Source organism: Neisseria oralis, from assembly GCF_045062685.1.
Lineage (GTDB): Bacteria > Pseudomonadota > Gammaproteobacteria > Burkholderiales > Neisseriaceae > Neisseria > Neisseria oralis.
Map to the genome: position 1 here is coordinate 16,867 of NZ_JBJGEB010000002.1, position 21,728 is coordinate 38,594.

Consider the following 21,728-nt stretch of genomic DNA (forward strand, 5'->3'; position numbering starts at 1 on the left):
AAGGCGTTCAGCGATAACTGATGACAATCATCGTACTGCCGTCTTTATTGTGGTAATACGCGCCCGCATTGCCCCAGGCGAATTGACGGCATTTGCCGGATGACGATGCTTTAATGGAACAAGGGGCATCACCCAGTTGTTTATCTAGCCATCGATCAAACTGTTTTCTACGTTGCAATTCGCGCTCCTCCGACCATGCTGCCCAGCTATTGTCTTCGCCTATCGGGCAGAAGAATATGGATAAGCGCTCTAGCCGCTGCTGCTCGAACTGGGCGGTAAGGGTGTATTGTTCGGACTGTTTGGTAAATGACAAACTGAAAAATGTTATTCCCGCTTGCAGATGATTCGGGCTGGATTTTGGGAAGGATGCAATCCAGTCATCAAGCGTGGTGTGTGCGCCAATAATGTTGCCGTCCGGCAGGATGATGCTGCCGTTTTCAGGGTTTATTTTCATCGGTTTGAATTTCCAAATGTAGTTTTCAGACGGCCTGAAACCATGTCCGTTTTATCACGCCTTTAAGCCGCACGATTTTTCATTTCACCAACAACCGTCCTTGTCTCGCCAAATTTAAAGTCGCCAGCAACAGCAGCATCACCAAGCCGGAGCCTGCGGTGGCGAGGAAATAGCCTAAAAACAGTAAACGCTGTTCGGCGATCAAATGGAAACCGCAGCCCGTCATTGCAGCCAAACCGAACGAGAAACCCCAAAAGCTGGGGCTGAATCCTTTCTCCAGCATCCAGGGCAGAAGGCGCAGCAGTAGCAGGAATTGCAGGCAGCCGTAGCCGATTAGAAGCAACGAGAAGGTATCGATGTGTCCGCCTGATGCAGCAAAATAGGCGCCGCAGCCGACAAAAGCGGGCGCAAGCTGAATGCCGACAATACCGCGCACAGGGGCATTGACGGGTGTGCCGGTGCGCAAACGGCTCAATATGGCGGCTTCCAAGCTAAGCCATGAAAACATCCCCGCGCCCAAAAACAGCCAGGCGTAATCGGACAAACCCAATGCTGCCATTGCGGTCGCGCTGACAAAATTGGTGGCAACGGTGGGCAGGTAAACAATCGGCGTGGTGGCGTCAAGGGTATGGACGCCGCGCCACAAGCCGCCTGCGCGGTACATGGCAAATGCCAACTGCCCCGCCGTTCCCAGCAAAATCAACCCTTTTGCCAGTAGCGTTTGGTAGGGCAGTGCCGCCAAACCTGCCAGCATAGCGGTAATCGGAATCGCGCTGATGAAACAGCATTGCACCAAATCCTGCAAATCCTGCAAAAATTCGGGGCGGAAAAAACGGATTTTGATGATGTAGGCAATGACCAGCATCAGCCAAAGCACAAAGGCGGCGGCTAACAGCGTTTCCGCAGCCCAAGTCAGCAAAAGCCCGATACGCGCGCCGTAACGCCAAGACAAACCGAGCGCGAAAAGCCCCAACGGCATGCTGAAATAGCTGAGGGGGATGGGAAATTTTTTGGTACTCATATTGTGATGTGTGTTTTAAGGAAAAATTTATAGTATAGCGGATTTGAATTGGTAAACGTAGATTCCGGCAGGTCCAACAAAACTGTTAAGTGATTAAGAATGTTGGGTTTGGTCAGTCTAGCTTGCCTATTGAGGCCGTCTGAAAAGTGTAAGGCTGCTTTGGGGCGTTCAAACGGCCTTTCGGCTTAAAGCACCTTGGCTAATTGCACCAGCCCTTGGGTCGTATCCGTAAGTTCCACAAAGTGATCGCATTGCCAAATTTTAGCTAGCTTGGCCTGTGCCGCCGACGGCATCACCCAAGGCGCGTAAACCCGAAACGCACGTTTTCCTCCTATTGATTTTTCAGAAAAAATATCTTTTTCGACCAGCAGCCGACATGGGAAAACGAACACTCCGAAACGCGGATGTTCCTCTGCCAAGATAATCACCTTATCAATGCCGTCGTCGTAGTCAAACGGCGCGATTTCGCCGGACATTGCCGGGCGTTTCCAAAGCGCGACAAATTGGCCGACTTTTTTTGGCGTATGTTTGGCCTGACGATACAAACAGGTTTGTCCGTCCATTTCAAAACGAACCGCGCCGTATTCGGCACTTTCTTTTTCCCGTTCGATGTTCACAGCGGTTTTGCCCAAAGGCTTTAAGAATTGTTCCTGAAAAAGGTTAAACGAATCGGGTATGCTGCCCTGCGATGGGTCCGCATACCAAGATGCACCCGTTTGGTTGTTCGGTGTCATCCCAATCTCCTTAAATTTAAAGACTTAGGCAGCTTTTCAGACGGCCTTCGGCGGCAGGTATTTACCTGCTTCGCGCAGGCTCAGTTTGGCCATTTCATGCCGGTGGTGGTCGATAAAGCCTTGTACCCATTCGGGGTTGGTTTTGCTGTAATCGCGCAATGCCCAGCCGATGGCTTTATTGATGAAAAATTCTTTTTGCCCCAGATTGTTGCAGATGATTTTTTCCAGCAGCGCGGTGTCGGTGTGTTGTTTGCGGAGCAGTTGGTGGTCGATGGCGACGCGGCGCAGCCAGATGTTGTCGTCCGTGCTCCATGCCAATAGGACGGTGTTGACTTCGGGGTGGCGCAGGGCAATGTCGCCGACAATGCGATCGAGGACGTCCGAACTGTCCCACCATGATTTTTCGGTAATCAGCGTTTGCAAACGCGGGATGTCCTGCGGGGTCAGGTGCAGCTGCATTTTTTTCAGGTATTCGAGCGCGGCGTATTGTAATTCGCGGTGCGGGTCGTCCCAGCAGCGGCGCACGAAATCCCAATCGACCGGCTGTTTGGCGGCCTCTTTGAAAAACGGGCGGCACAGGCGGGCAAGCTCCGGTTTGCCGATGCCCAAATAGGCAAAGCGGTGTTTCATGTATGCCTGCATTGGCATGGCGCGTTCAGGGTTGGCGTGTTGTTGCAGGACGGCGAGCAGGGCGGGGTAGTCCATATGGTTTTCCTTGTCTTGGGAACGGGCGGGGTTCAGGCCGTCTGAAAGGGTTTTGAATTAAGGTGCAGGCTGCTTTTTCAGGCAGCATTTAAGTGGCGCAAGGCAGCTGAAAATGTCGGGGCTAGGTATCCGGCCTACGACTGCTGAAATTCCTTGCGGAATTCCAACGGTGTTTTTTCCATTTCTTTGTCGTCTGAAAACTTGCTTTGATAGCGTGAAAACCACTTTTCAGACGACCTCAAACGTTATTTCCCCGCTCCGTTTATCAAACCGTTTTTCTGCAAATAATCCCGCGCCACGTCCGCTGGTTTTTCTCCGCCCACCTTCACGCGGTAGTTCATTTCGGTCATTTCGGCTTCGCTGATTTTACCTGCCAGTTTGTTCAATGCGTTCACGATGTCGGGATGCTGTTCGGCAAACTCGGTTTTCATCAGCGGCGCGCCTTGGTAGGAGGGGAAAAGGGCGATGTCGTCTGAAAGGACGGCGAGGCGGTATTGTTTGAGGTCGCTGTCGGTGGAATAGGCTTCGACAAGGTCGATTTTGCCGTTTAGGAGGGCGGTGTAGCGCAGGGCGGGTTCGAGCGTCGAGAGGTGTCTAAACTGTATGCCGTGTTGTTGCAGACCCTTGTAGCCGTCGGCGCGGTCGGTAAATTCGAGGGTAAAGCCGGCACGGATTTGGTTTTGCACGCGTTTGAGGTCGGATATTTTGTGCAGATTGTGCGAAGCGGCGTAGTCTTGGCTGACGGCGAGGGCGTAGGTGTTTTGGTATGCCATCGGCGGCAAAAAGGTCAGCCGGTGCTGTCGGGCGAGCAGGTCTTTGGCAGTTTGATAGGTTTGTTCGGGGGAAAGGCGGCGGTTTTGCTGTTCGGCAGGGACTTTGACCAGACTTTCGAGGACGGTACCGGTAAATTCGGGATAAATATCAATTTCGCCGCTGTTTAAGGCATTAAACAGAAATGAAGTTTTGCCGAAATTGGGTTTGAGCATCACTTGCGCGCGCGGATTATTTTCTTCAATCAACTGTTTGTACATATTGATGAGGATGTCGGGTTCGCTGCCGAGTTTGCCTGCGATGGTGATTTTGCTTTGGGAGACCGTACCGCGGGCAGGTTCCGTATTCTGAAAAACGTGTGAGAAGCTGATTGTGCTGAGTACGATAAGCAGAGCGGCGGTAATCGACAGTTTGTGTTTGGACTTTTGTAGTAGAACGATGCCGCCGCTGACCAATACGGCGAGCAGGGCGGACAGCAACGCGCCGGTAAACGTCATCGCCATGTTGTTGCGGTCGATGCCGAGCAAAATCAGGTTGCCCAAACCGCCCGCACCGATGAGCGCGGCGAGTGTCGCCGTGCCGATAATCAATACGGACGCGGTGCGGATGCCGGAAATCATGGCGGGCAGCGCCATCGGCAATTCGATGCGCCACAACGCCTGCCAACGGGACAAACCAAACGCGGTGTGCGCTTCTTTGATGGCGGGATCGATTTGGCTCAAACCGAGATAGGTATTCTGAAAAATCGGCAACAGGGCGTAGAGCGTCAGCGCAATCAAAACCGGCGGCGAACCGATGCCGACAAAGGGAATCAGCAAACCAAGCAACGCGAGGGACGGAATGGTTTGCAGGATATTGGTTACTTGCAAAACACCTTCCGCCCAACGCCGTTTGTCCGCCAGCCACACGGCCAGCGGTACGGCAAGTGCGACTGCGCAAAGTAGGGCAATCAGGGAGAGGCGGAGGTGTTCAAGCGTCGCCTGCCACAGTTCGGCTGGCGGGACGGGAAGGAAATCGGACATAAGGGATTGTCATAATTGAAAATATTGTCGACAGTATAACGTAAGCGGCCGAGTGTGGACAGTTTGCGGACTGGGGTTAGGACTATATGGCGTGATGAAGAAAGGCCGTCTGAAAATCCATTGCGACAGGATTTCAGACGGCCTTTCTGCCTTTCACTCATGCGTCCGAAACACCAGGCTTCCCCGTTCTTCCATAATTCTGCTGCTTTTTATCACGGTGTGCTGACAATGGATCCATAAGGTTTAGGATGTATTTAACGCTGTTTGAGGGAGAATTTGTGGAAAAAAAGAAATAAATATTTTATCCCAAAGTGGGACGCATGTTGGTGTAGTACATTGGGGTTGTCATGCTGACATGGTATTTGTTGCCTGTGATGCGTTGTCGAAACTGGGGGGGGATTGAACCGTAGCCAGCTGGCGGGTTCGAACGGAATCGGCTTTGCGGCTTCGGACAGACTGGAAGGCCGTCTGAAAAATCGTTTCAGACGGCCTTTGCGTATGATTGCCGGTTTGGCTTATGCGCCGTAAACGGGGTGTCTGTCGCACAAGGCGGTAACGGCTGCGCGAACTTTAGCCAGGTTGGCTTCGTCATCGGGATTGGCCAATACGTCGGCCACCAGGTTGGCCAGTTCGCGCGCGTCGGCTTCTGTAAAGCCGCGGGTGGTCATAGCAGCGGAACCGATGCGGATGCCGGAAGTAACGAACGGTTTTTCCGGATCGTTGGGAATGGCGTTTTTGTTGACGGTGATATGCGCTTTGCCCAATGCGGCCTCGGCGGCTTTGCCGGTGATTTTCATCGGTTGGAGGTCAACGAGGAAAACATGGCTTTCGGTGCGGCCGGAGACGATGCGCAGGCCGCGTTTGATGAGTTCTTCCGCCATTGCCGCGGCATTGGTTTTGACCTGTTTGGCGTATTCTTTAAACTCGGGTTGCAGAGCTTCTTTAAAGGCTACGGCTTTGGCGGCGATAACGTGCATCAGCGGGCCGCCTTGCAGGCTGGGGAAGATGGCGGAGTTGAGGGCTTTTTCATGAGTGGTGTCGCGGCACAGAATCACGCCGCCGCGCGGGCCGCGCAGGGTTTTGTGGGTGGTGGTGGTTACGAAATCGGCAAAGGGGACGGGGTTGGGATATTCTCCGGCGGCAATCAGGCCGGCATAGTGCGCCATATCGACAAAGAGATACGCGCCGACTTTGTCGGCAATCTCGCGCAGGCGCGCCCAGTTGATAACCAAAGCGTAGGCCGATGCGCCGGCGACAATCATTTTCGGTTTGTGTTCCAAGGCCAGGCGTTCGACTTCGGCGTAGTCCAATACTTCGTTTTCGTCCAAACCGTAAGTAACGGCATTGTAGAGTTTGCCGGAAATATTGACGCTGGCACCGTGGGTCAGGTGGCCGCCGTGGGCGAGGCTCATGCCCAAAATGGTGTCGCCGGGCTGCAATACGGAAGTGTAAACCGCTTGATTGGCCTGCGAGCCGGAATGCGGCTGAACATTGGCGTATTCGGCACCGAACAGTTTTTTCACGCGGTCGATGGCAAGCTGTTCTGCAATATCGACGTATTCGCAGCCGCCGTAGTAGCGTTTGCCGGGGTAGCCTTCAGCGTATTTGTTGGTCAGTTGCGATCCTTGTGCTTCCATAACGGCGCAACTGACATAGTTTTCAGAAGCAATCAGCTCGACGTGGTCTTGCTGGCGTTGGTTTTCGGCGGAGATCGCAGCCGCCAGTTCGGGATCGTATTGTTGGATGGTTACGCTTTTAGAAAACATTTTTTGAGTCCTTTGGGGATGGATAACTAACGGAATCGGCTTGCAGAATCAGGCTGTCAATGTATCAAAATAAGAAGAATTGTCAACAAAATTTATCGGCAAGGCCGTCTGAAAACCGCTGTTTCAGACGGCCTCGTTGTGTTTTAACGTATGCGGCGGTAAAAAGCGGCGGCGGATTTTATTGAAATATATCATCTTGTTTTAAATGGAAATCTATTTTTTCAATCAGTTTTTCCAAATCATATTCCGCCTGCGCCGCTTTCAGATTTTTTGCCAGCTCCATTAAAGCGAGCGCTTCCAGCCGCTTGCGGTCCAACGTGCGCGCTTCTTCGCTGAAGACCTTGATGTTGTCGGGCAATTCCAGCTGTGGCATTTGTGCATCGGGCGAGTAAACCGGTTCGGTGTTCAGGAAAAAATCTTCGTCCAATATCGGTGTATTGTCCCAGTCCGCATCGTTTACCGGCATCCAGTAGGAACTGTCCTCAAGCAGGACGAATTGTCCGTTCAGTCCGTAGACATGTTTAAATTTTTTCATCTCGATGCGGCACCAGCCAGCCTTGGCGGTAAATCAGCGGCTCGTTTTTGGGTTCGGCGCTGCTGTAATAACGGGCGAATTTTTCGCGGTACGGCAGTGTTTCGCGTGCTTCGCCGAATTCGGTCATGGTTTGCTCGTATTGCTTCAGGCCGTCTGAAAGTATGGCGTCGTCGGGATAACGGTTTTCCGCATAAACCGTGTTTTCAGGCAGACGCGGTTTGACGCGCATCTCTATGTCGGGTACGCCGATGCAGAGGCCGAACAGGGGAAAAGTATGTTCGGGCAGTTGCAACAAGCCGATAATGTCGTCGGCAATAAAACGGATGCCGCCGATAAAGCATGTACCGTATCCCAAACTTTCCGCCGCAACCACGGCATTTTGCGCGGCCAGCGAAGCATCGGTAACGGCGGTAATCAGGCTGTCGGAATGTCCTGCCGCGGCGAATGTTCCGTCGTATGCTTCCGAACACAGCTTCGCGCGGTGCAGGTCGGCGATAAAAATCAGAAATGTGCTGCAAGACGCAATCTGCGGATTGGCCGGTTGCAGCGCGGCAATTCTTGCGCGCAGTTCGGGCGATGTGATATTGATGATGGTGTAATGCTGCCCGTTCATCCAAGAAGGCGCCTGACGGGCGCAGTCTATAATGGTTTGTATTTCTTCGACGGCAAGCGGCCGGTCGGATTTGAAATGGCGGAATGCACGATGATTTTTGATGGTTTCGACGGCGGGTTTCATAGCGGCGGTGTCTAATGTTGCGTTCTTTGATTTTATGCCCGTCCGTCCGCTCCGTCCAGCCGGTGTGAGGCCGTCTGAAACTCCCTGTAATTATTCGTGTCAAACACTGGATAAAAACGCTGCCTTTGTTATAATGAAAAAAGGAAACAGAATGTTCTGTTTGACTGTTAATCCATCATAAAGAGAGGAAGCGAAATGTTCCCGGAATACCGCGATTTAATTGCCAAATTGAAACAAGAAGACGCTCACTTTGCACGCTTGTTCGACGAACACAACGAACTGGACGATAAAATCACAGGTTTGGTCAACAACCCTGTTACCGGCGGGTTGGACGAAATTGAAGAATTGAAAAAACAGAAATTGCAGTTGAAAGACCGTTTATACGAAATTCTGAGAAAGGCTGACGGTAAATAAACCGTCGGTCGGACAATGAGGCCGTCTGAAATTCAGACGGCCTTTTGTTATGGCTTACGGTAAAAGACAATCGCGGCATGGTTTCAAACATCTAACCATGCCGCGATTGAGCATTATACGGATTGTTTTATTTGTTCCTCATTTTTTCCGCCATCATTTCATGCAGCGTTTTCTTGGCAGGTTTCATCGGAACGCGGTTGTCCGTCCAGCCCAGTTGCTTGCTCGGTGTCAATGCACGGAATTTGGTGGCCGCCCAACCGAAGGCGCGGTAGGCTTTGCTGCCGCTGAAAATGCCGTTGAATGTGCGCCATGCCATTTGTTCGCCGAAGGTATGCGATGCGCCTTGTCCGCGGATAGGATGTGGCACAACTTCGGAAGGTGAACGTTGTGCTTCGACACGCAAACGCTGCATTTGCTCGGTAATCGGGATACGCACCGGACAAACTTCCACACACGCGCCGCACATGGTACAGGCGGTCGGCAGGTCGCGGGTAGCATCCAGACCCAACAGGTGTGGGGAAATAATCTCGCCGATAGGGCCGGGATAGGTTGTGCCGTATGCCGCGCCACCGATACGGGTATAAACCGGACAATGGTTCATACACGCGCCACAACGGATGCATTGCAAGGTGCGGCGCATTTGGTCTTCGGCATAGGCTTGGCTGCGGCCGTTGTCGAGCAGAACCAAGTGCATTTCCTGCGGACCATCTAATTCTTCACTACGGCGCGGGCCGGTAATCATGTTGAAATAGGTGGTAATGTTCTGACCAATGGCGGAACGCGGCAGCAGGCTGTACAAAGGCGGAACATCAGACAGCTTGGCGACAACTTTTTCAATACCGGTAATGGCGATATGCACGGGCGGAACGGTGGTGCTCAAGCGACCGTTGCCTTCGTTTTCAACCAGACACAACGTACCTGTTTCTGCAACAGCAAAGTTTACGCCGCTCAAGCCGACATCGGCAGTGCTGTAAATATCGCGCAAGGCTTTACGGGCGAAGCCGGTCAGTTGGTCTACGTCGTCCGTTAAGGGAGTTCCAAGATTTTGGTGGAAAAGTTCGCTAACCTGTTCTTTGGTTTTGTGAATGGCGGGCATCACGATATGGGTCGGTTTTTCGCCTGCCATTTGGACGATAAACTCACCCAAGTCGCTTTCCACCGCTTTAATGCCTTTTGCTTCAAGATAATGGTTCAGCTCGATTTCCTCGCTGACCATGGATTTGCCTTTGACCATCAGCTTGCCGTTTTTGGCAGTAATGATGTCATGGATGATTTGGCAGGCTTCGGCCGGAGTTTCCGCCCAGTGTACTTTTACGCCCAGCTTAGTCAGGTTTTCTTCCAACTGCTCCAGCAGGGCAGGCAATTTGGACAGAGAACGTTGACGGACGTGTTCGCACAAATCACGCAGGCTTTGCAACTCTTCTTCGTCGGTCAAAACGGCTTTGCGCTTAGTCATCAGCATATCCATAGCGGTACGCAGGCTTTTACGCAAAGGTTTGTCTTGAAGGGAAATTGCAGCGTTTTGTTTGAAAGTTTCCGGCTTCATGTGGAACTTGATGGTTTGCGTAGTCATGCGTTTTCCTCCAAATCGGCAGGGGAAATGTGTTCAGGCAAAATGGCGAGAATGACTAAATCACGCGGACCGTGCGCGCCGTAAGCAAGCGTCAGTTGGATGTCTGCGGTTTTGGACGGGCCGGAAATCAGGAAAACATTGGTCGGCATACCGTTTTCTACCAGTTTTTCGCCTTCGACGGCGTTGTGAAATTCGTTATACATTTTCGCCGTATCAAACAGGCAGAAATGCACGGGCGGAACAAGGCTTAAAGTACGCGGTTCTTCGGGGCTGGAAAACAGCATCAGTGTGCCGGTGCGGGCGATGCCGCATTGCGAGCCGCTAAAGCCTGCATCGATGTTTGTGAAGAACTTGGTTTTCCAAGTATCGATTTCGCGCTCGAAAGCAATCGGTTCGATATTGCTGTCCACCAGCGCGGCACGGGCGATTTGTCCGTGTTCAGTCGCCAACGGCAGCAGGATGTTTTTCAAACCTTTGCCTTCGGCAGCTTGACGGAATACTTGCGGCCAGCCGGTTTTGGTCACCCAATAAATTTCAGTTTTGACGGCGCGCATAGCGGCAGCCCAATGTTTCAGACGCTCAACTTCGCTGTCCCAAGAAACACCCATTTCACGGTAATAATCAAAAACCGCAGGCTCTTCCATCGGCAATGCGTCGGCTTTTTTCAGTTTTGCCAAAATATTTTCGCGCGCGCTCATGCTTTGCCTCCGGTACGTTCCAACAAGAAGGATGCGATGTGTTTCGGACGCGGCATATTCGGCTCGTCTTTAGCGATTTTGCCGCCGATGTTCATCATGCAGCCACAGTCCGCGCTGATGATTTCGGTCGCACCGGTTTCTTTCAGCGCGGCAACTTTGTCTGTTACCATCGCGCCGGAAATATCGGCCTGTTTGACAGAGAATGTACCGCCAAAGCCGCAGCATTCGCTTTCATGGTCGTGAACGATACGTTCAACGTTTTCCATGCCGTCAATCAACTGCCAGCCTGAAATATGGACGTTCATTTCGCGGCGGGCGGCGCAGGAAGTGTGGACGGCGACTTTGACCGGTTCGCCTTTGTCTTCAGGTTTGTAGCCGATGGCAAGCAAGAAATGAGTAAACTCAATGATGCGGTTGGCACAATCCACCGCTTTGGATTCGTATTCTGTATTTTTAAACAGGGTAGGCCAGTGATGTTTCATCATGCCGCCGCACGAGCCGGACGGTACGACGATTGGCCAGTTTTCAGGGAAAAGGTCGAGTTGCGCTTTGGCGACATCAAACGCTTCAGTCGGATGACCGGAAGAGTAGGCGGGTTGGCCGCAGCAGCTTTGCGCCATCGGGTAATGAACCCGTATGCCTTGCTGCTCGATTAAAGTAATGGCATCCATGCCCGCTTCAGGCATGAAAATATCGAGGACGCAGGTGCCGAAGAAATAAACATCGGTCGGCTTGTTGTCGAATGTGGTGATTTGGGGCGGGGTGATTGTGCTCATTTTTTGTATCAGGCCAATCGGCCGTTTTATTGGAAAAAAATTTCCCGACACTTTAAGTAATCGTTTGTAGTCGGTCAAGTTAAATTTAAGAAAACAATATTTCGTATGAGTAGATGTATACCGAAATACTTATTAAATAAAGAATTAGATAATAATGATAATAGGTATTATTAGTATTTATTACTTTTTAATAATAAATTAATAGTTTGCAGAACGTGAGGATAATGTATCCGGTTTTGAGTTTTAACCGTGGTACATTACATAGATGCAGATATGTTTATATCTGAACAGGCCGTCTGATAAAGGACACTGACATTATTATATACATCAATATTTTAAAGGCTAATGAAGATAGGGTGGTATTGACATGCCCAAGTTCAAAAAAAAAAAAAAAAAATCAACTTATTTTAAGGGCTGTGTTTGGATTCGGCGTTCATCTTCGCTGCCATTCCCGCCTACGTGAGAATAACACTTGTGTGAAGCATCAATCCGTTACCCAAACACAGCCCTTGAAAAAGATTAGAGTGGATTATCTTATTGAATGTCGCAGCAATCCTCCTTGATTATTGACTTGAAAAGGAGAAAGCATTTGATTTTTAATGAATAAAATTTAATAAAAACCTTTTTGCATAATAAATCTTTGGACGGACTCAATAACTTAATATCAAAATAATCAAATAGGCGCAGTCTGTTCCAACTCAAGCGCGGCGGCAAGCAGCGACAGGCGAGCCATTACGCCGTAAACGTAGAGGCGGTTGTGTTCGTTGTCCACGTCGCAGTCTTTTTCAGAACGCGGCATACCGAGCGAATCCCATTGTTCGAATACGCGTTTGCAGGCTTCGGGGGCTTCTTGGGAGTTGTCGCCGCTGCCGGTGGGAATGCTGTTGGACAGCGGGACGAACACCATGCCGCCGGCGTTGAGGTTTTCGTCCGCGCCGCGCCCTTCGTGTACACGGAAGAAGCCGCCGATAACGAAACGGTCCATCATATAAACGACGGGTTCGCTCACCGCGCCGTTCATGGTTTCATAGGTATAAATGCCTTCTTGGACAATCACTTCGCTGACTTCCAAGCCTTCTTTCACCTTCGCCATTTTGTTGCGGTTTTTGCGGTTCAACCCGCGCACTTCGTCGGCGGATTTGACGCTCATCACGCCCATGCCGTAAGTACCCGCGTCGGCTTTGACGATCACGAAAGGCTGGTCGGTAATGCCCAATTCGTCGTATTTGGCTTGAATTTTCGCCAGCACGCGTTCTACCGCTTCCGCCAACGCATCTTCGCCTTCGCGTTCTTGGAAGTCCAAACCGCCGATTTTTTCGAAATACGGGTTAATCTGCCATTCGTCGATGTCAATCAGCTTGGCAAATTCGGCGGCGACTTGGTTGTATGCGCTGAAATGTTCTGTTTTGCGGCGCGTCGTCCAACCGCCGTGCAGCGGAGGCAATACGGTTTGGCTGATGTCTTTGAGAATATCGGGAACGCCCGCGGACAAGTCGTTGTTCAACAAGACGACGCAAGGCGAGAAGCCGTCGGCAAGATGGACGCGCTCGCGGGTACGCAATAAAGGTTCCAGCAGGATTTTGTCGCCTAACGCGGTTTCAAACTCGGTCGGTTCGGTAACTTCCGGATTCAGGCTGCCCAAACGGACTTCATACCCTGCCGAGCGCAAAATCTCGCTGAGTGCGTAAACGTTTTGCAGGTAGAACGTGTTGCGGGTATGGTTTTCGGGAATAATCAATACGGATTTTGCCGTTTCGCAGGCGCGTTGCACTGCATCTTGCGCTGCGACTGCCGCCAGCGGGATGAAATTCGGATTCAGATTGTTGAAACCGCCGGGAAACAGGTTCATATCAATAGACGAAATTTTGTAACCGGCATTGCGGATGTCGACCGAACCGTAAAACGGCGGGCGGTGTGCATTCCATTGCGAACGGAACCATGCTTCGATTTTGGCGTGGTTGCACAGGATTTTCGCTTCAAACGCCTGAAGTTGCGACAGATGTTCGGCAGCCATAACCGGTAATTTCATTCTCTATACCTCTGATGTCGGATGTGGAATACGGATGGAAATGATAGTGCTTTTTTAGGCGGTACGACAAGCATTGTTTCAAATAAAATACCTCTTTTTGTCAACAATTCTACAATTTGTCTAATTTTTGAAAGTTATTTTTAGATTTTTATGTGAAAATGTAGAAATTAGACAAGTTTCTATTGCACTACCCCTGCAAAAAGCCTAAAATCCGCCCATCAAAACAAACCATCTACTCCTATTATTAATAAGCAAAGATAACCCATCATGAGCGCACAAACCCTCTACGACAAACTCTGGAACAGCCACGTCGTCCGCGAAGAAGAAGACGGCACTGTCTTGCTCTACATCGACCGCCATTTAGTGCACGAAGTCACCAGCCCGCAGGCATTTGAAGGCCTGAAAATGGCGGGACGCAAGCTGTGGCGTATCGACAGCGTCGTCTCCACCGCCGACCACAACACCCCGACCGGCGATTGGGACAAAGGTATCCAAGATCCGATTTCCAAGCTGCAAGTCGATACTTTGGACAAAAATATCAAAGAGTTCGGCGCACTTGCCTACTTCCCGTTCATGGATAAAGGTCAGGGCATCGTTCATGTTATGGGACCGGAACAAGGCGCGACCCTGCCCGGCATGACCGTCGTCTGCGGCGACTCGCACACCTCTACCCACGGCGCATTCGGCGCACTGGCACACGGTATCGGCACTTCCGAAGTCGAACACACCATGGCGACCCAGTGTATTACCGCGAAAAAATCCAAATCCATGCTAATTACCGTTGAAGGTCGTCTGAAACCGGGCGTTACCGCTAAAGACGTCGCCCTCTACATCATCGGACAAATCGGCACGGCAGGCGGTACGGGCTACGCCATCGAGTTCGGCGGCGAAGCTATCCGCAGCCTTTCGATGGAAGGCCGCATGACCCTGTGCAACATGGCGATTGAAGCAGGGGCACGTTCCGGCATGGTTGCCGTCGATCAAACCACCATCGACTATGTTAAGGGCAAACCCTTCGCACCCAAAGGCGAAGCGTGGGACAAAGCCGTCGAATACTGGCGCACGCTGGTTTCCGACGAAGGCGCGGTATTCGACAAAGAATACCGTTTCAAAGCCGAAGACATCGAACCGCAAGTAACATGGGGCACATCGCCCGAAATGGTTTTGGACATCAGCGGCAAAGTACCGAATCCTGCCGAAGAAACCGATCCCGTCAAACGCAGCGGCATGGAACGCGCCCTCGAATACATGGGTTTGGAAGCCGGTACGCCGCTGAACGAAATCCCCGTCGACATCGTATTCATCGGCTCCTGCACCAACAGCCGCATCGAAGATTTGCGCGAAGCCGCCGCCATCGCCAAAGGCCGTAAAAAAGCCAACAACGTACAGCGCGTGTTAATCGTTCCCGGTTCCGGCTTGGTCAAACGGCAGGCGGAACAAGAAGGCTTGGACAAAATCTTCATCGACGCCGGTTTCGAATGGCGCGAACCGGGCTGCTCGATGTGCCTCGCCATGAACGCTGACCGCCTCACTCCGGGCCAACGCTGCGCCTCCACTTCCAACCGCAACTTCGAAGGCCGCCAAGGCAACGGCGGGCGCACGCACCTTGTCAGCCCCGCTATGGCGGCGGCGGCGGCCGTAACCGGACACTTTACCGATATCCGCACCATGGCATAACAGTTTTCAGAGAAGCTTCGACAGCCAGACAGAAGGCCGTCTGAAATTTTCCCTCCGACCGAGGGAAACACTTTCAACCCGCAAACCAAAGGAGTTTAACTATGAACAAATTTTTGATTACCGCCCTCGCCACCCTCGTCCTGTCCGCCTGTTCCAGCACATGGCACGGCACGAAAGAAGATGCGGGACGCAACTGGGACAAAACAGAAAATGCCGCCGAACGGGGTTGGGACAACACCAAAGAAGCCGTGAAGAAGGGCGGTAACGCTGTCGGACGCGGTATCTCCCACGTCGGCGAAAAACTCGAAAACGCTACCGAATAATCGCAGAAAGGCCGTTTGAAAACGAATTTCGCCAACCCCGAACACTGTTTTCAGACGGCCTCAAAAAGACGAAGAAGACATGAAAGCATTTACCAAAATCACCGCCATCGTCGCTCCGCTCGACCGCAGCAACGTCGATACCGACGCCATCATCCCCAAACAATTTTTAAAATCCATCAAACGAAGCGGCTTCGGTCCCAATGCCTTTGACGAATGGCGTTATCTCGACCACGGCGAACCGGGCATGGACAACAGCAAACGTCCGCTGAACCCCGATTTCTCGCTGAACCAGCCGCGTTACCAAGGCGCGCAAATCCTGTTGACGCGCAAAAACTTCGGCTGCGGCTCCTCACGCGAACACGCCCCTTGGGCATTGGACGACTACGGCTTCCGCGCCGTTATCGCCCCCAGCTTCGCCGACATCTTCTTCAACAACTGCTACAAAAACGGCCTCCTGCCCATCGTGTTGACCGAAGAACAAGTCGACCAACTTTTCAAAGAAGTCGAAGTCAACGAAGGCTATCAGCTCTCCATCGACCTTGCCGAGCAAACCCTGACCACGCCTAGCGGAGAAACGTTCAAATTCGACATTACCGAGCACCGCAAACACTGCCTCTTAAACGGTTTGGACGAAATCGGCCTGACCCTGCAACATGCCGACGAAATCCGCGATTTCGAAGAAAAACGCCGCCGAAGCCAGCCTTGGCTGTTTAACAGCTAAAACAGCAGGCAGCCGCAATGATTGTACAGGCTGCCTGTTTTGTTATGCATCGGTCCGAATACAGGAGTCATATCAGACTGGTGAAAAAAAAATCACTTCACAAGACATTACCGCTACCGCGCTAGAGCAGCCACACCAGTTAAGCCAAACCCGTCTACACTGAAAATAATATCGTGTACGATGTTGCAATGCAGCAGCACGATTACCAACCCGACCAGGGAGGTACGGCAAAAGCTATCGTGACAATATTTACTCGCTTTCCGATTTGACCGAACAATCCATCGGCAGTACGGTCTATACTGAACACAATGATGGTTATCTCTCCAAATACTTAGAGAAGCTGCGCAGTAAAGCTATTGAAATACAAGGATGAACAATGAACAGCGACCAACTCAGTTCCCTCGTCTCCGCCGCTACCCGCGCGCCCTCCGGCCACAACACCCAGCCTTGGCATTTCACAGCAACAGGCAACGAAATCGTCATCTCCCCTGATTATTCCCGCGAACTACCCGCCGTGGACGGCAACCGGCGCGAACTCTTTATCAGCCTCGGCTGCGCCGCCGAAAACCTGTGTTTGCAGGCATCTGTTTTGGGTTATACCACCGAAACCCTCCTCGATGGGGACAATATCCGTCTCCGCCTGCAAGCGTCCGAACAAACTGCTGCTGACCCGCTTGCCGCCTATATTAACCAACGCCAAACCAACCGTTCGATGTATAACGGCAGTCTCATTCCCGAAAGCAGCCTGCAAACCATTCCACTCCAACCGTCTGCCGACGGCATCAAAATCCACCTGTTTAGCCGCCAAAGTGAGACTTTCAATCTGCTTACTGAAGCCGTAATACAGGGTAACGCTGCGCAAATGGCCGACCCTGCCTTCAAAACCGAACTGCTATCGTGGATACGTTTCAATAAAAAACACGCAGAACATAGCAACGATGGCGTCAGCTACGCTGCCCTCGGCGCCCCCAATCTGCCACGCTGGATCAGCGAGCCGATTGTCAAACTCATGCTCAATGCCGACACACAAAACAAAGCCGACCGCAAAAAAATCGCCGCATCGTCCCATCTGGCATTGATTACCAGCCCCGCAGACCATATTGACGACTGGGTGGCAACAGGTCGCAGCCTGCAACGTTTCCTGCTGCACCTCACGCAACAGGGCATTGCCCACGCCTATCTCAACCAGCCCTGCGAAGTTCCCACCTTGCGCCAGCAGTTGCAAAGCGAACTTTTCCCTAACGGAGGCGAACAGCCGCAACTGCTGCTGCGCCTCGGCTATGCCGCTCCACTGCCGTTTGCCCGCAGAAGGCCGCTGCACGAAGTGATACAACAGCCATGAACCCTACCACCCATTAATACCGCTGCCCCCGCATGGCCGCTGATTCAAGAGTGGCTTGCCGAAGCCGCAAACATTCTGTAAGGAACGCTTTTCAGACGACTTTTTTCATTTCTTCCTTCAAAACATGATTACCGACACCATCACCAACGCCGCCCGCTACGCCGCGCTGCACCCCGACTTCGCCGAAGCCATCCACCTGCTGCAAACGCTGGATTTCGCCGCCTTGCCCGACGGACAAGTACCGTGCAAAAACCCCAATATCCGCCTCTTCGTTGGCAGCGAACCAATGAGGAGCAAAGCGGAAGCCAAGCCGGAAGCACATCTGAAACACATCGACATTCAAGTCCCCATCAGCGGAGAGGAAACCTACGGCTGGATAGACAGAGGCCGTCTGAAAAACGGTTTGGGCTACAACGAAGAGCGCGACATCGAATTTTTCGATTGTACTCCCGAAACTTGGTTGACCCTGCAACCCGGCGAGTTCGCCTTGTTTTTCCCCAACGACGCACATGCACCGTTAATCGGCATGCAGGAAACCATCCGTAAGGCCGTATTTAAAATCCGCACGGTAGACACAAGAATCCCTTAACCGCAAACGACAGACAAAAAAAACTGCCGGATTTCCGGCAGTTTCCATTCGGCAGTACGAGTATCAACCCAATCTGCCACGTTTAATATCTTACATAGCAGTGGTAGAAGACGGAGCTACCGGAGCAACGGCGGTACCGCTGTTTTGTTCTACTTGTCCGGCATTAGCGGTATCTGCAGAAGGAGTATCGGTAGAAGAGTTAGAGCATGCAGCCAAACCCAAAGCGATTACAGAAGCCAGTACCAGTTGATTAACGATTTTCATAAATATCTCCAAAATGATAATAAAAAATACAGCAGTCAGGTGTAGCTTAGTGGACCTCTACGCAATTAAAGTTCACACAACAAAGCATTTTTAATATTCCATAACAAAATAGAGTTTTCGATAAGTTTTCGACTTAAAAAGAATTTTAAAGATTTTACCCATATATCTTTTACAATCCGTTTACATAAAACCGGCCATTCCGCCTTTAAAAACACAAGGTTTTCATGATGGATGCATTCAATCACTTGTTTCCCGCATCTGTCGAACGATTTGGAAAGGCAGTAAAATAGCCCGTATTTCCTTTTACCCAACTCCAGAGAAGGATTCTCTAAATTATGACCAAACATATCGCCATCCTCCGAGGCGACGGCATCGGCCCCGAAATCGTCGCCGAAACCGTCCGCGTACTCGACAAACTCATCGCCCAAGGCTTGGACGCCAGCTACGAATACGCCCCATTGGGCGGCGAAGCCTACGACGAATACGGCCATCCCTATCCCGAATTCACACAAAACCTCTGCCGCAAAGCCGATGCCGTCCTGCTCGGCGCAGTCGGCAGCCCGCAATACGACAACCTCGACCGCCCGCTGCGCCCCGAACGCGGCCTATTGGCCATCCGCAAAGACCTGAACCTGTTTGCCAACCTGCGCCCCGCCATCCTCTATCCCGAGCTTGCCAACGCCTCCACGCTCAAACCCGAAATCGTCGCAGGCCTCAACATCCTCATCGTGCGCGAACTCACCGGCGACATCTACTTCGGCGAACCGCGCGGCATCCGTGTTCTGGAAAACGGCGAACGCGAAGGCTACAACACCATGAAATACAGCGAAAGCGAAATCCGCCGCATCGCCCACGTCGCCTTCCAATCCGCCCAAAAACGCAGCAAAAAAGTCTGTTCCGTCGGCAAAGCCAACGTCTTGGAAACCACCGAACTGTGGCGCGAAATCTTTGAAGAAATCGGCAAACAATACCCCGACGTCGAACTCTCCCACATGTATGTGGACAACGCCGCCATGCAGCTTGTGCGCGCGCCCAAACAATTCGACGTCATCGCCACCGGCAACATCTTCGGCGACATCCTCTCCGACGAAGCCTCCATGCTGACCGGCTCCATCGGCATGCTGCCCTCCGCCTCGCTGGACGAAAACGGCAAAGGCCTGTACGAACCGTCACACGGCTCCGCACCCGACATCGCCGGACAAAACAAAGCCAACCCGCTGGCCACCATACTCTCGCTTGCCATGCTGCTGCGTTACAGCCTGAACGACGAAGCCCGCGCGCAACAAGTCGAAAACGCCGTCCAAAAAGTGCTACAACAGGGCTTGCGCACCGGCGATATTTACGAAGAAGGCACAAAACTCGTTTCCTGCTCCGAAATGGGCGACGCGGTACTTGCCGCCTTGTAAAAGGCTGTCTGAAAAAAAGTTTTGTCAAAACAAAATGCGTGGGATTAAATTCCACGCATTTACATTTATGTTAGAAACTGGCTTAGATTAACATACATGTTAAGTATGCAAAAATATAAATATTCCACTGAAAATTCATATTGTTTCGAGGGTAAAACGTACAAAACTCCCTTTTGCAGCATGCACGTAATTGGTGATAGGCTTTGAATCTGCTTTGTCGGTTTTGGTTTGGTCGAACCGACTTTTTGTATAATCTCTGATTTTCAGAGGATTGATAATGAAAACTGTATAAAGCATACTTACACTTAAGCATTTTGCTGCCTGTTCATAGTAAATTCCAGTTGTTTCCATGCCGATACTGATTTTCTGATACATTTGTATCTTATCCGGTCAATGAGTTTTTCAAAGCCTCTGTGATTGTTGCGATTTTAATGTAGTTAGTTTTTCTGTAGGAGTGGTTAGGCTGTTCGGCATCTCTTTTCTTTTAGCTTTGACATTTTATTGCGTCTGATTTTATTAATTTCATGGATTTTGAATTTTTAGTCTTTGCTAAAAGTCATAATATTGTTCATAAAATCTATTGGCTTAAATGCAAAAAAGGTGGGAGTTTTCGCACTCCTGTGCATGCTTATTTAATAAATAACTAATTATGCGACTCTGATGGAACGAAAATAAGGCCGTCTGAAAAGTTTTTCAGACGGCCCCAATCATTCAAGGAATCTTATTTCAACGCTTCCAGCAGCTTCCCGTGTATCCCGCCGAAACCGCCGTTGCTCATCACCAAAATATGGTCGCCTGCTTCGGCATTTTTCACGATTTCGGCGACGAAGGCATCGAAGTCTTGTCCGACGTGCAGCTTGCTGCCCAAAGGTTCGAGGGCTTCGGCGACGTTCCAGTCCACGCCGCCGGCGTAGCAGAACACTTGGTCGGCACCTTTGAGGCTTTCGGGCAGGGCGGCTTTCATGGTGCCGAGCTTCATGGTATTGGAACGCGGCTCAAGGACGGCGAGAATGCGTGCGTTTCCGACACGCTGGCGCAGACCTTCGATGGTGGTTTCGATGGCGGTCGGATGGTGGGCGAAGTCGTCGTAAACGGTGATGCCGTTTACCGTGCCTTTGATTTCCATGCGGCGTTTGACGTTTTTAAATGCGCTCAAGGCTTCGCAGGCGGTTTGAATATCGACGCCGGCATGACGTGCGGCAGCGATGACGGCGAGCGCGTTCATGCGGTTGTGTCCGCCCATCAAATCCCATGCGACGTGTCCGGCTTTTTTGCCGTCAAGCAACACGTCGAACGAGCCGTCGGTATTGACTTCGCCGACCTGCCAGCCGTGTTCGGTGCCGAATTTTTCCACCGGCGTCCAGCAGCCTTTGTCCAAAGTGTCTTGCAGACTTTGCTGCTGTCCGTTGCAGACGATGAGGCCTTCAGATGGCACGGTGCGCACGAGGTGGTGGAACTGGGTCTGTATCGCACCCAAGTCGGCAAAGATGTCGGCGTGGTCGAATTCCAGATTGTTCAACACGGCGGTACGCGGACGGTAATGCACGAATTTGGAGCGTTTGTCGAAAAAGGCGGTGTCGTATTCGTCGGCTTCGATGACGAAAAACGGCGATTTGCTGTTCGGGTCTTGGCGCGGCGTTTGCGGCAGGCGGGCGGAAACGCTGAAGTTTTCCGGTACGCCGCCGATGAGGAAGCCCGGCGCGAGTCCGGCATATTCCAAAACCCATGCGAGCATGGATGCTGTGGTGGTTTTGCCGTGCGTCCCCGCCACACCGAGTACCCAATGATGGTGCAGTACGTTTTCCGAGAGCCATTGCGGGCCGGAAATATAAGGCAGGCCGCGGTTCAAAATCGCTTCAACCACATCCATCCCGCGCTTGGCGACATTGCCGATAACGTAAACGTCGGCTTTAAATTCGTCCAACTGCGCGGCATCGAAGCCTTCGTGTACGTCTATGCCCAAGGCTTCGAGCTGGGTGCTCATCGGCGGATACATCTTCGCGTCGCAACCGCTGACTTTGAACCCCGCTTCTTTGGCAATGGCGGCCACCCCGCCCATAAACGTGCCGCCGATACCGATAATGTGGATGTGTTTCATGATAAGACCGTCTTTTGAATGAAATAATTGGAAAGCCGCCATTATAACGGAGTTTGGTTTTCCGGTTTGGAGGC

Annotated in this window: 22 protein-coding genes; 7 read left to right on the forward strand and 15 right to left on the reverse strand. The window is 51.7% G+C overall.

The genetic code is table 11. The annotated features are described in order from the left end of the window. Nucleotides 1–7 precede the first annotated feature (7 nt). The 8 genes from ACI43T_RS02040 to ACI43T_RS02075 form a co-directional block, all read right to left on the reverse strand. Nucleotides 8–454, reverse strand: coding sequence for a hypothetical protein (locus tag ACI43T_RS02040; protein ID WP_377080061.1), 447 nt, complete (start codon nt 452–454; stop codon nt 8–10). A 79-nt stretch (nt 455–533) separates the two neighbouring features. Next, nucleotides 534–1,475, reverse strand: coding sequence for a dicarboxylate transporter/tellurite-resistance protein TehA (gene tehA / locus ACI43T_RS02045; RefSeq protein WP_405385399.1), 942 nt, complete (start codon nt 1,473–1,475; stop codon nt 534–536). 185 nt (nt 1,476–1,660) lie between these two features. After that, complete coding sequence (locus tag ACI43T_RS02050) at nt 1,661–2,209, reverse strand: MepB family protein (protein ID WP_405385400.1); 549 nt, start codon at nt 2,207–2,209, stop codon at nt 1,661–1,663. A gap of 36 nt (nt 2,210–2,245) precedes the next feature. Beyond that, on the reverse strand, nt 2,246–2,914 hold the full coding sequence (locus ACI43T_RS02055) for a DNA alkylation repair protein (RefSeq protein WP_405385401.1): 669 nt from the start codon (nt 2,912–2,914) through the stop codon (nt 2,246–2,248). Between the two features lie 245 nt (nt 2,915–3,159). Continuing rightward, nucleotides 3,160–4,707, reverse strand: coding sequence for an ABC transporter permease/substrate-binding protein (locus tag ACI43T_RS02060; protein WP_405385402.1), 1,548 nt, complete (start codon nt 4,705–4,707; stop codon nt 3,160–3,162). Between the two features lie 515 nt (nt 4,708–5,222). After that, entirely contained in the window at nt 5,223–6,473 is a 1,251-nt protein-coding gene (glyA, locus tag ACI43T_RS02065; RefSeq protein ID WP_405385403.1) for a serine hydroxymethyltransferase, read from the reverse strand. Nucleotides 6,474–6,651: 178 nt separating this feature from the next. Beyond that, nucleotides 6,652–7,008: a hypothetical protein gene (locus ACI43T_RS02070; RefSeq protein ID WP_405385404.1), complete on the reverse strand. Its 357-nt coding sequence runs from the start codon at nt 7,006–7,008 to the stop codon at nt 6,652–6,654. After that, on the reverse strand, nt 6,995–7,744 hold the full coding sequence (locus tag ACI43T_RS02075) for an NADPH-dependent oxidoreductase (RefSeq protein ID WP_405385405.1): 750 nt from the start codon (nt 7,742–7,744) through the stop codon (nt 6,995–6,997). Before ACI43T_RS02075 ends, ACI43T_RS02070 begins: the two co-directional genes overlap by 14 nt. Nucleotides 7,745–7,939: 195 nt before the next feature. On the opposite strand from ACI43T_RS02075, the gene ACI43T_RS02080 reads away from it, so the two are divergent. Further along, nucleotides 7,940–8,158: a YdcH family protein gene (locus tag ACI43T_RS02080; RefSeq protein ID WP_009173620.1), complete on the forward strand. Its 219-nt coding sequence runs from the start codon at nt 7,940–7,942 to the stop codon at nt 8,156–8,158. Between the two features lie 127 nt (nt 8,159–8,285). On the opposite strand, the gene ACI43T_RS02085 is transcribed toward ACI43T_RS02080, so the two are convergent. The 4 genes from ACI43T_RS02085 to gshA form a co-directional block, all read right to left on the reverse strand. Then, nucleotides 8,286–9,731, reverse strand: coding sequence for a LutB/LldF family L-lactate oxidation iron-sulfur protein (locus ACI43T_RS02085; protein ID WP_405385406.1), 1,446 nt, complete (start codon nt 9,729–9,731; stop codon nt 8,286–8,288). Continuing rightward, nucleotides 9,728–10,429, reverse strand: a complete 702-nt coding sequence (locus ACI43T_RS02090; protein ID WP_405385407.1) for a LutC/YkgG family protein — start codon at nt 10,427–10,429, stop codon at nt 9,728–9,730. Before ACI43T_RS02090 ends, ACI43T_RS02085 begins: the two co-directional genes overlap by 4 nt. After that, entirely contained in the window at nt 10,426–11,205 is a 780-nt protein-coding gene (locus ACI43T_RS02095; RefSeq protein WP_314105754.1) for a (Fe-S)-binding protein, read from the reverse strand. Before ACI43T_RS02095 ends, ACI43T_RS02090 begins: the two co-directional genes overlap by 4 nt. A 673-nt stretch (nt 11,206–11,878) precedes the next feature. Next, nucleotides 11,879–13,234 carry a glutamate--cysteine ligase gene (gene gshA, locus ACI43T_RS02100; RefSeq protein WP_405385408.1) on the reverse strand — a complete coding sequence of 452 codons (1,356 nt, stop codon included), beginning with the start codon at nt 13,232–13,234 and terminating at the stop codon, nt 11,879–11,881. A 267-nt stretch (nt 13,235–13,501) separates the two neighbouring features. On the opposite strand from gshA, the gene leuC reads away from it, so the two are divergent. From leuC to ACI43T_RS02125, 5 genes are all read left to right on the forward strand, one after another. Continuing rightward, nucleotides 13,502–14,911, forward strand: a complete 1,410-nt coding sequence (gene leuC / locus ACI43T_RS02105) for a 3-isopropylmalate dehydratase large subunit (protein ID WP_405385409.1) — start codon at nt 13,502–13,504, stop codon at nt 14,909–14,911. Nucleotides 14,912–15,012: 101 nt separating this feature from the next. Continuing rightward, nucleotides 15,013–15,234 (forward strand): membrane lipoprotein lipid attachment site-containing protein, encoded by a 222-nt coding sequence (locus ACI43T_RS02110; RefSeq protein WP_293277865.1) that lies wholly within the window; start codon nt 15,013–15,015, stop codon nt 15,232–15,234. Nucleotides 15,235–15,313: 79 nt separating this feature from the next. Beyond that, entirely contained in the window at nt 15,314–15,955 is a 642-nt protein-coding gene (leuD, locus tag ACI43T_RS02115) for a 3-isopropylmalate dehydratase small subunit (protein ID WP_405385410.1), read from the forward strand. A gap of 376 nt (nt 15,956–16,331) precedes the next feature. Continuing rightward, on the forward strand, nt 16,332–17,297 hold the full coding sequence (locus ACI43T_RS02120; RefSeq protein WP_405385411.1) for an Acg family FMN-binding oxidoreductase: 966 nt from the start codon (nt 16,332–16,334) through the stop codon (nt 17,295–17,297). A gap of 124 nt (nt 17,298–17,421) precedes the next feature. Next, complete coding sequence (locus ACI43T_RS02125; protein WP_377081951.1) at nt 17,422–17,886, forward strand: YhcH/YjgK/YiaL family protein; 465 nt, start codon at nt 17,422–17,424, stop codon at nt 17,884–17,886. Between the two features lie 90 nt (nt 17,887–17,976). Here ACI43T_RS02125 and ACI43T_RS02130 read toward each other — a convergent pair whose 3' ends face one another. Then, nucleotides 17,977–18,150 (reverse strand): hypothetical protein, encoded by a 174-nt coding sequence (locus ACI43T_RS02130; protein WP_175271536.1) that lies wholly within the window; start codon nt 18,148–18,150, stop codon nt 17,977–17,979. A gap of 335 nt (nt 18,151–18,485) precedes the next feature. On the opposite strand from ACI43T_RS02130, the gene leuB reads away from it, so the two are divergent. After that, nucleotides 18,486–19,556 (forward strand): 3-isopropylmalate dehydrogenase, encoded by a 1,071-nt coding sequence (leuB, locus tag ACI43T_RS02135; RefSeq protein WP_405385412.1) that lies wholly within the window; start codon nt 18,486–18,488, stop codon nt 19,554–19,556. A gap of 135 nt (nt 19,557–19,691) precedes the next feature. Here leuB and ACI43T_RS02140 read toward each other — a convergent pair whose 3' ends face one another. Beyond that, nucleotides 19,692–19,931 (reverse strand): IS110 family transposase, encoded by a 240-nt coding sequence (locus ACI43T_RS02140; protein ID WP_405385413.1) that lies wholly within the window; start codon nt 19,929–19,931, stop codon nt 19,692–19,694. A 346-nt stretch (nt 19,932–20,277) separates the two neighbouring features. Further along, complete coding sequence (gene mpl / locus ACI43T_RS02145) at nt 20,278–21,654, reverse strand: UDP-N-acetylmuramate:L-alanyl-gamma-D-glutamyl-meso-diaminopimelate ligase (protein ID WP_405385414.1); 1,377 nt, start codon at nt 21,652–21,654, stop codon at nt 20,278–20,280. Nucleotides 21,655–21,728 lie beyond the last annotated feature (74 nt).

Bases quoted from the DNA above. Each gene is read 5' to 3' on its own strand.
- ACI43T_RS02040 (WP_377080061.1), bottom strand. From the start codon at position 454: ATGAAAATAAACCCTGAAAACGGCAGCATCATCCTGCCGGACGGCAAC.
- ACI43T_RS02050 (WP_405385400.1), bottom strand. From the start codon at position 2,209: ATGACACCGAACAACCAAACGGGTGCATCTTGGTATGCGGACCCATCG.
- leuC (WP_405385409.1), top strand. From the start codon at position 13,502: ATGAGCGCACAAACCCTCTACGACAAACTCTGGAACAGCCACGTCGTC.
- ACI43T_RS02055 (WP_405385401.1), bottom strand. From the start codon at position 2,914: ATGGACTACCCCGCCCTGCTCGCCGTCCTGCAACAACACGCCAACCCT.
- ACI43T_RS02085 (WP_405385406.1), bottom strand. From the start codon at position 9,731: ATGACTACGCAAACCATCAAGTTCCACATGAAGCCGGAAACTTTCAAA.
- ACI43T_RS02080 (WP_009173620.1), top strand. From the start codon at position 7,940: ATGTTCCCGGAATACCGCGATTTAATTGCCAAATTGAAACAAGAAGAC.
- ACI43T_RS02125 (WP_377081951.1), top strand. From the start codon at position 17,422: ATGATTACCGACACCATCACCAACGCCGCCCGCTACGCCGCGCTGCAC.
- tehA (WP_405385399.1), bottom strand. From the start codon at position 1,475: ATGAGTACCAAAAAATTTCCCATCCCCCTCAGCTATTTCAGCATGCCG.
- ACI43T_RS02090 (WP_405385407.1), bottom strand. From the start codon at position 10,429: ATGAGCGCGCGCGAAAATATTTTGGCAAAACTGAAAAAAGCCGACGCA.
- ACI43T_RS02130 (WP_175271536.1), bottom strand. From the start codon at position 18,150: ATGAAAATCGTTAATCAACTGGTACTGGCTTCTGTAATCGCTTTGGGT.
- ACI43T_RS02095 (WP_314105754.1), bottom strand. From the start codon at position 11,205: ATGAGCACAATCACCCCGCCCCAAATCACCACATTCGACAACAAGCCG.
- mpl (WP_405385414.1), bottom strand. From the start codon at position 21,654: ATGAAACACATCCACATTATCGGTATCGGCGGCACGTTTATGGGCGGG.
- gshA (WP_405385408.1), bottom strand. From the start codon at position 13,234: ATGAAATTACCGGTTATGGCTGCCGAACATCTGTCGCAACTTCAGGCG.
- ACI43T_RS02140 (WP_405385413.1), bottom strand. From the start codon at position 19,931: ATGTATCAGAAAATCAGTATCGGCATGGAAACAACTGGAATTTACTAT.
- ACI43T_RS02110 (WP_293277865.1), top strand. From the start codon at position 15,013: ATGAACAAATTTTTGATTACCGCCCTCGCCACCCTCGTCCTGTCCGCC.
- ACI43T_RS02120 (WP_405385411.1), top strand. From the start codon at position 16,332: ATGAACAGCGACCAACTCAGTTCCCTCGTCTCCGCCGCTACCCGCGCG.
- glyA (WP_405385403.1), bottom strand. From the start codon at position 6,473: ATGTTTTCTAAAAGCGTAACCATCCAACAATACGATCCCGAACTGGCG.
- ACI43T_RS02075 (WP_405385405.1), bottom strand. From the start codon at position 7,744: ATGAAACCCGCCGTCGAAACCATCAAAAATCATCGTGCATTCCGCCAT.
- ACI43T_RS02060 (WP_405385402.1), bottom strand. From the start codon at position 4,707: ATGTCCGATTTCCTTCCCGTCCCGCCAGCCGAACTGTGGCAGGCGACG.
- leuB (WP_405385412.1), top strand. From the start codon at position 18,486: ATGACCAAACATATCGCCATCCTCCGAGGCGACGGCATCGGCCCCGAA.
- leuD (WP_405385410.1), top strand. From the start codon at position 15,314: ATGAAAGCATTTACCAAAATCACCGCCATCGTCGCTCCGCTCGACCGC.
- ACI43T_RS02070 (WP_405385404.1), bottom strand. From the start codon at position 7,008: ATGAAAAAATTTAAACATGTCTACGGACTGAACGGACAATTCGTCCTG.